This window comes from Mesorhizobium sp. P2_A12 (genome assembly GCF_056405075.1).
Genome location: NZ_JBFUCU010000015.1, coordinates 57,951 through 72,147 on the forward strand (window position 1 = coordinate 57,951; position 14,197 = coordinate 72,147).

The 14,197-nt window shown below is 57.7% G+C and carries 12 protein-coding genes; 10 read left to right on the forward strand and 2 right to left on the reverse strand.

Features of this window, described 5'->3' with window-relative positions; all coding sequences use genetic code 11:
* Positions 1–79: 79 nt before the first annotated feature.
* From ccoG to ccoS, 4 genes are read left to right on the forward strand one after another with little or no spacing between them, the layout of a single operon-like run.
* Positions 80–1,645 carry a cytochrome c oxidase accessory protein CcoG gene (gene ccoG / locus AC1DZU_RS26485; protein WP_477289623.1) on the forward strand — a complete coding sequence of 522 codons (1,566 nt, stop codon included), beginning with the start codon at positions 80–82 and terminating at the stop codon, positions 1,643–1,645.
* Positions 1,642–2,139 (forward strand): FixH family protein, encoded by a 498-nt coding sequence (locus AC1DZU_RS26490; protein ID WP_027033465.1) that lies wholly within the window; start codon positions 1,642–1,644, stop codon positions 2,137–2,139. The genes ccoG and AC1DZU_RS26490 overlap by 4 nt, the downstream gene beginning before the upstream one ends.
* The gene (locus tag AC1DZU_RS26495) at positions 2,136–4,418 is read left to right on the forward strand and encodes a cation-translocating P-type ATPase (RefSeq protein WP_477289624.1); all 2,283 of its coding nucleotides are present in this window, start codon (positions 2,136–2,138) and stop codon (positions 4,416–4,418) included. Before AC1DZU_RS26490 ends, AC1DZU_RS26495 begins: the two co-directional genes overlap by 4 nt.
* Positions 4,415–4,564, forward strand: a complete 150-nt coding sequence (gene ccoS, locus AC1DZU_RS26500) for a cbb3-type cytochrome oxidase assembly protein CcoS (protein WP_006329249.1) — start codon at positions 4,415–4,417, stop codon at positions 4,562–4,564. Before AC1DZU_RS26495 ends, ccoS begins: the two co-directional genes overlap by 4 nt.
* Positions 4,565–4,893: 329 nt before the next feature.
* Here ccoS and AC1DZU_RS26505 read toward each other — a convergent pair whose 3' ends face one another.
* Positions 4,894–5,190, reverse strand: a complete 297-nt coding sequence (locus AC1DZU_RS26505) for a Fic family protein (protein ID WP_224713086.1) — start codon at positions 5,188–5,190, stop codon at positions 4,894–4,896.
* Between the two features lie 623 nt (positions 5,191–5,813).
* Here AC1DZU_RS26505 and AC1DZU_RS26510 point away from each other — a divergent pair.
* On the forward strand, positions 5,814–7,745 hold the full coding sequence (locus AC1DZU_RS26510) for a hypothetical protein (RefSeq protein ID WP_477289625.1): 1,932 nt from the start codon (positions 5,814–5,816) through the stop codon (positions 7,743–7,745).
* Positions 7,746–7,797: 52 nt separating this feature from the next.
* Positions 7,798–8,706 (forward strand): carbohydrate kinase family protein, encoded by a 909-nt coding sequence (locus tag AC1DZU_RS26515; RefSeq protein ID WP_080680529.1) that lies wholly within the window; start codon positions 7,798–7,800, stop codon positions 8,704–8,706.
* Between the two features lie 38 nt (positions 8,707–8,744).
* Here the strand turns inward: AC1DZU_RS26515 and AC1DZU_RS26520 are convergent, their stop codons facing one another.
* The gene (locus tag AC1DZU_RS26520) at positions 8,745–9,230 is read right to left on the reverse strand and encodes an NADAR family protein (RefSeq protein ID WP_477289626.1); all 486 of its coding nucleotides are present in this window, start codon (positions 9,228–9,230) and stop codon (positions 8,745–8,747) included.
* Positions 9,231–9,277: 47 nt separating this feature from the next.
* Here AC1DZU_RS26520 and AC1DZU_RS26525 point away from each other — a divergent pair, with 47 nt between their 5' ends.
* The 4 genes from AC1DZU_RS26525 (at position 9,278) to AC1DZU_RS26540 (ending at position 13,941) form a co-directional block, all read left to right on the forward strand.
* The gene (locus AC1DZU_RS26525; protein WP_157279971.1) at positions 9,278–9,637 is read left to right on the forward strand and encodes a helix-turn-helix domain-containing protein; all 360 of its coding nucleotides are present in this window, start codon (positions 9,278–9,280) and stop codon (positions 9,635–9,637) included.
* A 103-nt stretch (positions 9,638–9,740) separates the two neighbouring features.
* Entirely contained in the window at positions 9,741–10,859 is a 1,119-nt protein-coding gene (locus tag AC1DZU_RS26530; protein ID WP_477289627.1) for a phosphoribosyltransferase-like protein, read from the forward strand.
* 18 nt (positions 10,860–10,877) lie between these two features.
* The gene (locus AC1DZU_RS26535) at positions 10,878–12,770 is read left to right on the forward strand and encodes an ORC-CDC6 family AAA ATPase (protein WP_477289628.1); all 1,893 of its coding nucleotides are present in this window, start codon (positions 10,878–10,880) and stop codon (positions 12,768–12,770) included.
* A gap of 76 nt (positions 12,771–12,846) precedes the next feature.
* Positions 12,847–13,941: a hypothetical protein gene (locus tag AC1DZU_RS26540; RefSeq protein ID WP_477289629.1), complete on the forward strand. Its 1,095-nt coding sequence runs from the start codon at positions 12,847–12,849 to the stop codon at positions 13,939–13,941.
* The last annotated feature ends 256 nt before the right edge of the window (positions 13,942–14,197 follow it).

Below are 14,197 nucleotides of genomic sequence, written 5' to 3' on the forward strand. Positions count from 1 at the left end.
GGGCTCACTGCAGACCGGACGTCTGTCGAAGCAGACAAGTCCGTCGCACAACGATGTCATAGGCCGCGCGCGAGTGGAGATGCACGTGCTGGATAAAACGCAGATGGAGCGGCTCGAGGCAAAAGCGGTCAACTCCGCCAAGACACGACAGCCGCTCTATGCTCCGCGCAAGAAAATCTTCCCTAAACGCGCCTCGGGCAGCTTTCGCCGCTTCAAATGGCTGGTGATGGCGATCACGCTGGGCATCTATTATCTGATGCCCTGGTTGCGCTGGGATCGAGGTCCGTTTGCTCCTGATCAGGCCGTGCTGATCGATCTTGCCAACCGCCGTTTCTACGTCTTCTTCATCGAGATATGGCCGCAGGAATTCTACTATGTCGCCGGCCTTCTGATGATGGCCGGCATCGGCCTCTTCCTGATCACGTCCACCGTCGCCCGCGCCTGGTGCGGCTATACCTGCCCGCAGACGGTATGGGTCGATCTTTTCCTAGTTGTCGAGCGGGCGATCGAAGGCGATCGCAACGCTCGTATGAAGCTCGACGCCGGCCGCTGGACCGCGCGCAAACTGGTGCTGCGTGTGTCGAAACACGCCATCTGGCTGGTCATAGCGGCAGCTACCGGCGGCGCCTGGATCCTCTATTTCGCCGATGCGCCGACGCTGATCGGCGACGTATTCAACGGCACCGCCGCTTCGGTCGCCTACGTCACCATCGCGGTGCTGACGGCGACCACCTACACGTTCGGCGGGCTGATGCGCGAGCAAGTCTGCACCTACATGTGCCCGTGGCCGCGCATCCAGGCTGCCATGCTCGACGAGAATTCGCTCACTGTGACCTACAATGACTGGCGTGGCGAACCTCGTTCGCGGCACGCCAAGAAGGTCCAGGCTGCCGGGCAGCCGGTCGGTGACTGCGTCGACTGCAATGCCTGTGTCGCAGTCTGCCCGATGGGGATCGACATTCGCGACGGCCAGCAACTCGAATGCATCACTTGCGCGCTGTGCCTTGATGCCTGCGACGGCGTCATGAACAAGCTCGGCAGGGAGCGCGGGTTGATCTCCTACGCGACGCTCTCCGACTACAACGCCAACATGGCGGTGGCGACCGCAGGCGGCTCCGGTCCCGTGAACCCTTCACTCGTCAGAACGGCCGACAGCACATTCTCCGCCAGGTTGGCGCATTTCCATAGTCGCAAGATCTTCCGGCCGAGGACCTTCTTCTACATGGGCGCGTGGACGGCGGTCGGGCTTGCCTTGATCTATTCGCTGCTGACGCGCGACCGACTCGAGATCAACGTCCTGCACGACCGCAATCCGCAATTCGTGACCCTGTCCGACGGCTCGATCCGCAACGGTTACACCGTCAAGCTGCTTAACATGATCCCCGAGCCAAGGACGATCGTCGTCACGCTGCAGGGCTTGCAGGGAGCCGAAATGAGCGTCGTCGGCAGTGATCTGCCGGCAGCTCGCTTCTTCGCCATCGCGGTCGAACCCGACCGGCTGAACATGCTGAAGGTCTTCGTGCGCCAGCCGGTCGATCAGATCCGCGGCATAGCGCAGACCTTCAAGTTCCGCGTCGAGGACAGAGCGAGCTTCGAATCGGACGAATACACCGCCACCTTCAACGCACCGGAGATCGCCAGATGAGCACCAATACGCAAAAGACGCGTGAGTTCACCGGCAGGCACATGCTGCTCACCATTCTCGGCTTTTTCGGCGTGATCATCGCGGTCAATCTCACGATGGCGACACTCGCCAGCACGAGCTGGACCGGCCTTGTCGTCGAGAACACCTATGTGGCCAGCCAGCAATTCAACCGAAAGGCCGAGGAAGGGCGCGCGCAGGCGGCACTCGGCTGGACCGGCAAACTGACGATCGCTCGGGGTGAGGTCCGCTACAGCTTGAGCGATACCACCGGCAAGCCGGTCCCGTTGCATGGCGTCAAGATACTGTTTCGTCATCCCGCTTATGAGGCCGAGGACAAGTCCGTCACTCTTACCCTTGCTTCGGCTCAGGAGTTTGCAGCACGGGACGTGCCCAAGGATGGCGTCTGGATCGTCGAAGTCGATGCCGACGTCGGTCTCGCGGAGCCCTATCGCGACGTTCGCCGGATCATAATTTCGCAAGGAGCGCTGCAATGAGCTGTTGTGCACCCAGCGCGGAACTGGCGCTGGATCTGACCGGTACCACATCGGTCCTGCCGTCTAGCCAGGAGATCAGGTTGGCGAGCCGGTCGCTTGGCGACAATCTTTGGCAGACCGACCTTTCAGTGCCGACGGTTCACTGCGCGGCCTGCATCCAGACGATCGAGACGGCGCTGGCAAAGCTCGACAATGTCGAAGGCGCGCGTGTCAACCTGTCGACGAAACGGGTCGCGATCCGGTGGCGTGGCGACGAGGTGCCACCCTTCGTCGCCGCGCTGGGACGGCTGGGTTACGAGGCGCATCTGTTCGACCCTGAAGTCGATAACAAGGACAAGACGCTTTCGGAACTGATCCGCGCCGTTGCTGTCGCCGGCTTTGCGGCGGGCAATATCATGCTGCTTTCAGTCTCGGTCTGGTCCGGCGCCGAAGGCGCAACGCGGGACCTGTTTCATTGGGTCTCGGCGCTGATCGCGATCCCGGCACTGGCCTTCGCCGGCGGCATCTTCTTCCGCTCGGCCTGGAATGCGCTGCGTCACGGCCGCATGAACATGGATGTGCCGATCGCGGTCGGGGTGTCCCTCGCCTACGCCATGAGTCTCTATGAGACGATCAACCACGGCGATCACGCCTATTTCGACGCGTCGGTATCGCTGCTGTTTTTCCTGTTGATCGGTCGCACGTTGGATCACGTGATGCGCGAACGTGCCCGGACCGCCGTGAAAGGCCTGTCCCAGTTGGCCGCACGTGGCGCCATGGTGCTGCGCAACGACGGCGCACGCGACTATCTGCCGGTTGGCGAGATCGAACCCGGCATGCTGCTGTTGATCGCGGCGGGCGAAAGGATCCCCGTCGACGGCAAGATCATTCAAGGGGCCTCGGATCTGGACTGCTCGTTGGTTTCCGGCGAGAGCACGCCTCGAAACGTGGCGGCAGGCGAAGCCGTGCAGGCCGGTGTCCTCAATCTTACCGGCCCGCTGACGATTGAGGCAGCAGCGGCCGCGAAAGATTCGTTTCTGGCGGAAATGGTTCGGCTCATGGAAGCCGCAGAGGGCGGCCGCGCGCATTATCACCGGATCGCCGATCGCGTTTCGGCGCTCTATGCCCCGGTGGTTCATCTCACAGCCTTCGCGACGTTCCTTGGCTGGATGGCGGCGACTGGCGACTGGCACCGGGCGATAACCATCGCCATTGCCGTTCTCATCATCACATGCCCGTGCGCGCTCGGCCTCGCCGTGCCGATCGTGCAGGTGGTCGCGGCGCGGCGCCTGTTCGAGAACGGCATCATGGTCAAGGACGGTTCGGCCATGGAGCGCCTGGCGACGATTGATACAGCGGTGTTCGACAAGACCGGAACGCTCACGCTTGGACAGCCCCGGCTCATCAATGCGTCAGCGATCGATCCGACCATGCTGGCAATCGCGGCCGACATGGCTGCGCACTCGCGTCACCCGTTTTCAAAGGCCATAGCCGGTTTTGCCCGCCTTGGCGGGCAGCACAAATTCGATGCCGTCACCGAGCATCCAGGGTTTGGAATCGAAGCTACCGACGCCGGAAGCACCTGGCGGCTCGGTCGACGCGGATGGGCTGGATGGAAGGCTCGAACCGGCGGCGAAGGCAAACATGGCTACGGCACGGTTCTGACGAAGAACAGGATGATTGTCGCTTCCTTCGCTTTCGAGGATGCGTTGCAGGCCGATGCCGGGAGCGTCATGGCGCAATTGAACGATGCAGGGGTCGCGGTCGAAATGCTGTCGGGCGATACCGCGGACGCCTGTGGCGATGTCGCAAGAATATTGGGCATCGACCGTTTTGTTCCGGCGCTGCTGCCGTCCGGGAAGGTTGAGCGGATCGAAGTGCTGACCAAAGCCGGCCACAAGGTCCTGATGGTGGGCGACGGGCTCAACGACACGCCAGCGCTGGGCGCTGCGCACGTCTCGATCGCTCCAGCCACCGCCGCCGATATTGGTCGCAACGCGGCTGATTTCGTGTTCCTGCGTGAAAGCCTTTCGGCAGTAACCCTTGCGCTGGACGTCTCGCGGAAGGCAGGGCGGCTTATCCGCCAGAACATAGCCATCGCGATCATCTACAACGCCGTTGCCGTGCCGATCGCCATCTTCGGCAACGTCACGCCGTTGGTCGCGGCGGTCGCGATGTCCGCCTCATCGCTGCTGGTGATCGGAAACGGGCTGCGGCTGCAGGGCTTTATGCTCGCCGAGCTGACGAGGGCTTCTTCGGCAACACATTCCGGCATTCACCCATCAGCGCGGTCATCATGACGATACTCGTCTACCTCATGCCAGTCGCCCTATTTCTTGGCGCACTGGGGCTGACTGGCTTTCTGTGGGCGTTGAAGAGTGGCCAATATGAGGATCTTGACGGAGCCGCTGAGCGCATCCTCCGGGACGACAAGCCGGAACGCTGAGCCAGAGCGCTATTCCCGACGCTGTGCTGACGCCGGCCCTCAGCCGACTCGGAATAACGATCGTGCCGGGTCGATGCCAACCGATAGGTGAGGCGGCATAGGCGGGATCCGGAGGACTGCATCCAAAACTGGAGCCCGCCACCGTCAGAGGCCCAATCCGGTCCAAGAAGATTCTTTGTTTCCAAATAGTTGTGATTTGCGCAGCGGCAGCGCTACCAACATAGATACCAAAATATTTCTGCGGATTGTTTCGGTTCCCAATCTATCCGCGGCTGGACTCGTGGGAGTGACAAGGGCATCGGCAACACTATAGGCGCAGTTATGCGACGCTAAGTTTCCGGAAATAGCTTAGGAAACAGTTCGTCCAACGTGTCGACCGGGAAGCGTAGCGATACCGGTCCTTTCGGGGTATCGGACGCAAGCAGGCCAAGCTCGAGCACCTCGGTAAACACGCGGCGGGCCCTACGTTCCGGCAAGCCAGCGATACGTGAGGCCTCACCGCGATCGAACTCGCCGCGCAGAAGCGCCTCCTCGAGCAGCCGGAAAGCTTCCGGCTTCAGGTCGTAGCGTTGAACAAACCGCTGCAGGCGCCGGGCAAGTTGGTTAAAATCGAAAAGGCTGGACATGAAACTGACCTGGTCGATGCATACGCGTGCGCGGATGCAGCTTGGCGCCGAGAACCGCCGAGCTTGCTGACAGCTCAGCCAGCGCGTCGGAGATAGGCTCCGCAACGTCTGCCAGGCGCGCCGGCTCGATGCGCTGTACGGTCTCTTCCATGATTGGCCGATGTTAGATTGCGCTAAGTACATATGTGTCAACAGAAATTTTAGCTGAGCGCCCATAACTGGCCGATCATTTGGCCGATGTTAGGCGCTACCTCAGCTTCACCGAGACGGTTGATCGATGACGCCAATGTCGATGCCGATGATGGCCGATATTCGCCATGCTCAGCGCATTGATAGCATGTACAAATTTGCGATCGGTAGGCTTGAGAATCATCGCTGAACCGAACATAACAGGAACAAACTGGTGCAGTGGTGTGAGGAAGCTGGTGTTTTTATGCTCTTTATCTGGAAGATGGGTGCCATCATACGTTGGCAGAAAATAGCGTGCGGCCCGGCTCTGGATATGCGATGTTTCTTAGGCACGGGCCGGTGAGATTGCTTGCCCCGCCGCGTTCGCGAACGATCCGTTCTCGTGAACTACAGCGTCCGCTTGCTCCGAGTCCGTTTGAAGTTAGGCGAGCAGAATGACTGTCTTCTCCGAAAAATTGCGCCGGTTGCCTGAGACAATCGAGTTGGCGAGCGCGCACGGAGCTGGCGACATTGCTTTCGCTCTTTCACAAGGGAAAGGACGGCTCGCCGTCGCTATTGCCTCGGGGGGATCCGTAGTTACAGCAGAATTCTTCTCGCGGTGCCGGACAACATTGCAATTGGGTCCGACGATGGTGATGACACCCATGCAGTTCGTCCTATCGATGGAAAATTGGGATGGATGCGATATCTGGCTGTTCAGCGCCGGAGCGAACAATCCTGACATCGCGGCAGCCTTCCGTGTCGCAAATGCATCCAGCTGCAAATCGCTCCAGTTGATGACAGTTCAATCGGAAGGCGCGACAACCATTGTGGCCTCAAATAGTCCTCGCGCCAAAGTGATTGTTACGCCAGTTGCCGATCCCAAGGATGGGTTTCTAGCGACGCATTCAATGATTTCGATGGTGACCGCCTTGTTGATGGCGTCAGATCTCACCACTGAGCAGCCGCAACGCGGGAGATTGGCCGAAGAACTCCGAAAGCGCGCGGAAGAGGTGCTAAGTGCACCTCAAAGCCCAGACTTCGATTTCCAGGTTGGGGATACTCTGTTCGTTCTGCACGATCCGCAAAACGCAGCAGCTGCAACGTTGATTGAAACTTCTCTTTGGGAGACCGGAATAGCGCCAGTACAGAGGACTGATTTCAGAAACTTCGCTCACGGTCGTCATGTTTGGGCGGCGAAGCATCCAGAGACCATGTACGTGCTGGCTTTGACAACCACGGAAAGTGGCGATGTTTGGAAGCCCATCCGTGCAGCACTTCCTTCCCAGACCAGGATTCAAGATGCTGAGTTCGATCACGGTGGCCGATTGGCCAACGCGGTCAGCATTTTGTGGGGTCTATCCTTCGTTCAGCACCTCGGAAACGCTACGAGTATCGATCCGGGACGCCCGGGGAGAGGCGCGTTTGCCGAGGCGATATATGACAATCCCGCGCTCGACACGCTTTCGCGAGATTTGACTTCATCGGTTCGACACAAGACGTCCGCGCGGATGTACTTTGATCCTATCGATGAGCGATCAGCATCACTTTGTTCCGTTGGGCGAGAGAGGCTGCTTAGTTTGGGGGGCGCGAGCTTTGTCGGTCTCGCGCTCGATTATGATGGGACGGTCGTCCCGAACGATCCGCGTGAAGCCCGGCTCGGTCCTCCTCCCAAAGCGATTATGCACGAACTGGTCAGGCTTGTTGATGACGGCATCCAGGTGGGCTTTGCGACAGGACGCGGCGGCTCCGCTGGCGAAAAATTGCGAGACGCCCTTCCGAAGCGGATACATAGAAATGTCCTCATGGGTTATTATAACGGCGCCCACATTCGAACGCTCGACGTCGACATAGCTGAGGACCCCCCGCAACGAAATCCGAACATTGCCGAGGTTACCCGGTGGCTAACGGGCTCAGGCCTGCTTCGCGACGGAGTCGAGATCAAGACGCGTCCAATTCAGGTGTCGATTGACTGTGCCGATGTCATCGACGTCGAGCGTTTTGCGGATGGCTTGGCTGCTTGCCCTCAGATAGTCGAAGGTAGCGTGAAGGTGCTGAGATCTCACCATAGCGTCGATATCGTCTTGGCATCTACGTCAAAGCTCCGCGTTGTAGAGGAGCTCGCCCGTCGATCCGGCGATGCGAGCAAGGCCGTTCTCGGCATCGGAGATAGTGGCTCGCCATTGGGAAATGATCGGGAGCTATTATCCGGACCGCATTGTCTAAGCGTTGGCAGTGTTTGCGGCGCTTCAGGCGGCGCTTGGACGCTGTTTGGATCAAAGTTGCGAGGTCCGGATGCTCTCCTGCGCATTTTGCAGGCCGCTCGTGCGAAGGGATGCGAAATGATGATTGATCTTTCTGCTCTGACCCTCGATCAGCACTCTTGAAATGGTGACCGAGAAAAAACAGAGTGGGCCAGCTTATGACCGGGAGAGTCCGATGAGTGCAGTCGACGTGGTCGGCACAGGATTTACTGTTCTCGACCGCATCTACGCGGACTCGTTGGCGGTGTCGTCCGAGGATCTTGGTGGCTCTTGCGGGAACGTTTTGATTTCGCTCGCCATGCTTCAGCGGAATGTGGCGCCGGTGTTGAGCCTCGGTGAAGACGAGGTTGGCATCCGTCTTGTGGTCGCATTCCGGCACGCGGGAGCCGAGACGCGATACATCCGACAAACAGAACACATCCGCTCGCCGATCCTTGCTCAGCGTCTGCATGGGCCCGGGGTACATACATTCGAATTTAGGTGTCCAGAAACTTCCATCGATCTTCCGCGATATGAGCCGATAGACTGGGAAGATGTGAGCCGGGCTCTGCCGGCGATCAAGAACTGCAATGTCTTCTATACGGATCGATTATCCGGAGCGATCGTCGATGCGATGGAAGCTGCGGCCGACGCAGGGTCCACCGTCTATTTCGAGCCATCCGCGCTTGGCGATAAAGAGCTTTTCAGACGCGCAGTCGCTGCAGCGTCCGTTCTCAAGTTCTCAGCAGAGCGTCTGGCAACACTGGCGGGGCAGGTCGCCCCCCACGACGCCCTTTTCCTAATCGTGACGCACGGAGAAGCTGGTCTGGAGGTACGACGGGGAGCTGAGAAGGCGTGGTGCAAATCCTACCCGGCGCCCGAATTGCGCGACACCTGTGGTTCTGGCGATATGGTAAGCGTTGGCGTGATTGATTGGCTGCTGAGCCGCCGCGACCGCGCGACCCGGAAGATTTCAATTGACGAATTCGTTGTCGGAATCGAAGCTGGACAACGCCTGGCTGCCGAGAACTGCGCCTATGTCGGTGCTCGCGGCATCTTCCGCGAGCGTGGTGCAGAATACGCGCGGTCTGTCTTGCGGGGGTAAACCCGATGTCGGCAGTTTCAGATTTGCATTGGCTCTTCTTACGCCGCCTTCGAGACGTCGTCGTTCTGAAGCTTTGCACGGAGTTCCATCAGTAGCTCTCCAAGCATATTGCGACCCTGACCATTTACCTCTCCCCAGAGCCGATTCACCTCATTGTCGACGGTCGCAGTTTCAATCAGTCGAGCTGAGCCCGTCGATACCAGCAATTCGCGAAGATCTTCATGCTGAGTGAACTTGGCTCGGAGCACGCACCTCATCCTGTCAAACTTTGTCCGTGACCAGCCTGGGCTGACATCCCAGTAATATAGCCCGTGCGCCGCCATCGCCAGAAGCGCGGGAGACGGTGCCGCCATAAGCCATGCTTTGACTTCCGGCTTACGCGCCTTGCCGGCCTGATAGGCGTGCTCGCTCGTCGCAAAGCGCTCGCCTTCGAATTCAATCTCGCGCCGGAATAGATTGCTGAAGGCCCCGTAAGGCTTCTCGCTGGCACGATAGAACCGGATTTCCTGGCCAACATCCGTCACGAAAAACTCCATTGTAAATTTGCATCGTTTAGTGCATGCAAATTTACATGAAGCCGAAGCAAATTGAAAGGGCGGAGTTGGTCCGCCATATCAATGAAAAGCGCTTAGAAGCAGGCCTTTCTTACGCGGAACTGGCTGACATTGCTGATGTCGACGCTAGCCAAGTTTCGCGTATTTGTCGGGGGCAATTCATTACGTTCGGAGCGAGCGTCGTGCGAATTTGCACGACCCTCGGGCTGCAAAATACGCAGGGTGAAGGAACGACATGGAAACGCAGTCGGCACGCATCCGATCCGAACTGGGCAAAGCTGGAGCGCTCAATTCGGCGTGCTTGGGATAATACACCGGCCGGTGCGGAGCGGCTTGCAAAAGTCATAGCTGCGGTTGGCGAAATCACCCGCAAGTGAATCCCGTGAATTAAGGTAAGGACCAGGTTGATTTCGCTGGACGAACGCACTCCTCCCTGCGGTATATCGCTGCGGTCGGGTAGAGGTGTCATGGGGAGTTCTGATGAGGAAGGATTTGGCGGAAAGCCTGCTGGCAAAAATCATGGAATGGTCTGACGAGGAAAAGGCAGCGGAACGCGCTTATCTCGAAAGCTTTGCCAGTTACAAATACGACGAATATCAGCAGTTCTCGCCAGGCAAACGGTTCATCGAGAGTCTGGCGCTCTGGCTTGGGCAGTTCACCGGGGGTGAAGAGCGTCGCGAGGCTTACAACTTCGTGCGAAAGAGGCTGCTTTTCATATCCACAGATGAAATGAATCATCTGGTGGAGCTTACCTTCCCGACGATCATTCGCCCAATCCTAATCGCTGACACTGCGACCGAACTTGGGGTCGATCCACATAAAGTGAAGGCAATCGTCGACACGGTGGAGTATCGAACTCGACTTCGCCAGACACTGGTCCTAGGCCTGAGCGACGGTGCGCGAACAGACTGGTTTCGTCGCGCGAATCCGCAAGAGATGTCCAATGAGCAAGTCTTTCATGCCTATGACGTTTCGGATCCGAAAAGCGAGGGCATGGTCCAAGACCTTCGGAAGCACCTAACGAAGATCTTGGGTCGAGAACCCCACGATCATGAGGCCCGGTTCCGGTACATCGTACTGCTCGATGATTTCACTGGCAGTGGTACGAGTTTCATTCGAGAGGATGGGCAAGGTGGATGGACCGGGAAGATAGCGAAGATCGTTAGCGGCTTAATGAAAGCAGGAAACCTTGGAGACGCGATAGCGAATTCCGGCGTCAAGATAATCATCATTCTCTATGTCGCCGGCGATCAGGCAATCGAGCACATTGAAAGCCGTTTGCCCAAGTTGACCTTCGGCAAGGGCAAAGTCGAGTTCGAGGTGGTTCACAAACTGGGCGAAACGACGCCGCTCGATGATGCAAGCGACAGCCCAATCCTGGGGCTCGTCGCAGATGATCGATATTTTGACGACGATGCCGACGATGAGCATTCTAAAGTAGGCGGTACAAGCAAGCGCTACGGTTTCGCGAATTGCAGGCTCCCGCTCGTGCTAGCTCACAACACTCCCAACAACTCGATCTATCTGCTCTGGGCAGAGGACGACCAATCGGTTCGTGGCCTGTTTCCGAGAGTTAGCCGCCACAGAAAGCTACAGTAGGTGAGAAATCCATTCCGAATGCGCGCATCCCAGCGCTCGACGAGTGACGATGAGTTTGTTCGTCTCTTCGGCGTGGGTGCTTTGGAGGTCATCAAGTCCTTCGATGACCCTTGGAACGGTCTCGTCTTTCTTCGAAGTGCACCTGGTGGCGGAAAGACTACGTTTCTGCGTATTCTTACGCCGCGTCCGCTGAAGCTCACTGACAACCTCGCTGATCAGCACCAGCAGGTGAAGGCGACGCGCGACGCGCTGAGGGAGGTGGGCGCCATCGGTCGCGACGGACCGAAATTGCTTGGTGCGATGGTCGTCTTCACCAGTGAGTACAAGGAACTGAGTGCCTTTGACCGCGGCAATATACTCTTTCGAGAGCTATTGAATTCTCGAATTGTGGTCGCGACACTCAGGTCGGTGCTGGAACGAGCGGAACGTCAATTTCCCGACGATCTTGACCAATACAGCTTCGAATGGGAGCCGGAATCAGACGCGACTATTCCGGGCCGCGCTACAGGAAAGGAGCTTTTTACCTGGGCGTCGCGCATCGAACGAGATTTCTACGATCGAATGGACGATCTCGGTTCGCCTGCGTCGATAAAAGGTGGGCACGCGCGCTTGGACGGGCTCAAGTGGTTTGCGCATGTTCGCATAAGCGACGCGCAGGGTGATATGGACGTCAAGCGCGTCCTTCTCATGGACGAACTCCAGACACTGGCTCCTCCACAGCGTGCAAGCCTGATTGAATTCATAACCAATGCGCGGGAGCAGTGCGGAGTATGGATCGCTGAAAGGCTAGAGGCTCTTACGCATAAGGATCTGCTCTCCGAGGGCGCGCTTCGCAAACGAGATTACGAGAACGTCGTGCAACTGGAAGAACGTTGGTCTGGAACAAGAACCAAGTCCTATACCAAATTTGTGGAAACGATCGCCAATCTTCGGGCGGCCAAGGCTGATGGTTTCGAAGGGCGCGAGCTGTTTCCGCTCATTGGTGAAACCGACGACATACCGAGCTTGGAGACCGCTCTCACTGGCCGTACGGCGGAGATCGAGGCCGAAGTTGTTAAGATGGCCGGCGTTGGCCCTCGTTATTCGAATTGGCTTGCCAATGCTCGCGGGCTAAGCGGCAACCTTCTCGAACGCGCCTTCAAATGGCAGTTGCTCAAAATTCTGGTCATAAGAGATACGAGACGAACCCAGACAAGCTTCGATTTCGATTCATTGACATTGGATGAGTTCGGAGCACGATCAGGCAGCGGCACGGACCGAGCAGCAGAACACTTTCTGCGAACAGATGTGGGAGCGCCAATCTATTTCGGCCGTGAGTCTTTGAGCGCCGTATCATCCTCCAATGTGGACCAGTATCTGGAGGTGGCAGGCGCATTGTTTGAAGAAATCTCTGCGAAAATCCGGTTTCACCGAGATCAGCCGGTGCCACTCACGGCAGCGCGACAGGACGCACTGATCCGGGGCGTTGCGAAGGATCGGTGGGACGGGCTTCCGCGCCGCCTTCCGCGTGGTGTCGAGGCGCGCCGCCTGCTCGAAGCAATCGGCGAATACTGCCGCCAACAGACTTTCAGAAGCAGCGCCCCCTACGCACCCGGCGTCACCGGAATTGCGATCACGATGGAAGATCGAAAACTGATAATTGACAGCGAGGACGCTGAAATCTCGCATTTTATTCGACTTCGAGACGTCATGACGTCTCTCGTGTCGCATAACCTACTGATGCCACGTCTCGACCATAGAAATAATGGTCGGGAATATGTCGTGTTCTATCTGAACCGTCTTCTCTGCGTACATTTTGGCCTGCCACTTGGTTACGGCGGCTGGAGACATCAAACACTGAAGAGCTTGCTTCACTGGCAAGAAGCAGGAGCGAAGGCAATCGCCGTGGCCGAGGAGGCAACTCTTGTCTAGTCCGAGCCCGGCAATGCGATGGGATCCCTACTCCCTCACACTCGACTCCGATTTCACCATGTTCTGGCGACGGCGCTTGTCGGCCAAGAAGCGTAAGGTCCTTCTCGTGATTGGTCGCGGTTTCGACGTCAGAACTCTTGAAACTGCTCGACGCTTGCATGCCCTGGACGCCGATATATCGGTCTGGCAGTTGGTGTTCGACAACGGATTGGGCGACAGCCCGAAGCGATCGGAACTCACGGCGACCAACCACGAAGGACTCTTGAAACTCGTTCCCGCGGAAAAGATCGTTGCAGTGCCGATCGAGATTGGAGGCCCCGTAGGCGCTGCTGTAACTCCACGAAATACCAAAGCTTCATTGGACAGAGCGGGAGATTGTCACGACTTTGACGATGTCATTGTCGACATCAGCGCTATGCCGCGCATGGTGGCACTTACCGCTGTCAGCGTTCTTCTCTTCAAACTTGATAAGCTGGCCGAAGCCAACGGCCCAAGCGTAAATCTTCACGTGACCACATCCGAGAGTGTTTCTGCGGATCTCGGCGCGGCAAAAGGCAGTCTCAGGGACAGCGTAACCTTCGTCCTTGGCTTCTCCGGACATCTTGAAGAGCAGACTACTCAGAATTGGCCGCGGGTGTGGTTTCCTGTTTTGGGTGAGGGTCAGCGTGACCGACTGCATCTCATACAAGACCATGTGAACCCGGATGAGATTTGCCCGGTTATCCCTTTTCCTACGAGAAAGCCACGGCGAGGGGACGAGGTGGTTGGTGAGCACCGTGACACTCTGTTCGACGACTTCAAGGTGGAGCCGGCAAACATCTTGCTAGCAAGCGAATACAATCCGTTCGAGGCTTACCGCCAAATATTTACGGCCATGGAACGATACAAAAAAGCTCTCAAACCTATGGGTGGCTGTAAGCTGTTTGTGTCGCCTCTCTCATCAAAGCTGCTTTCGATTGGCGTGTTGCTCGCGTGTTATGATCATAAGTTTGGAAAGGGCTCTAGCGACCGCTTTGACGTAGGCATCCCCTATGTCGAGACAGCTGTATATGGAGATCCGGAGCAAAATGCTGAAACTGCCGATTTTGAACTTCACTCGTTGTGGATACGCGGGGAATGGGAGGAGCCGATTCCAGCCACCGCGTCGGCAGCAGTGACGGCGGCAACATAACACCGAATGATGATCATGCTGGCCCGTTGGAGGCTGAACCACCGGAATGGCTGGTTACTCGTTTTCGCCTTTCGAAAGTCGCCGTTCCGGTCTCGGCCCCAAACCAGCCACGTTCGTCACGGTTAATCGACCCTTCTTGTGGGCCGACGAGACGCCGCGGAGGGAATACTAGTCCTCCTCCTGGTCCTTAGGTTCGCCGGACCATACGAGAGAATACGAAGGAAATGTGTGGCGAACCAGACGCTAAAATATTGAT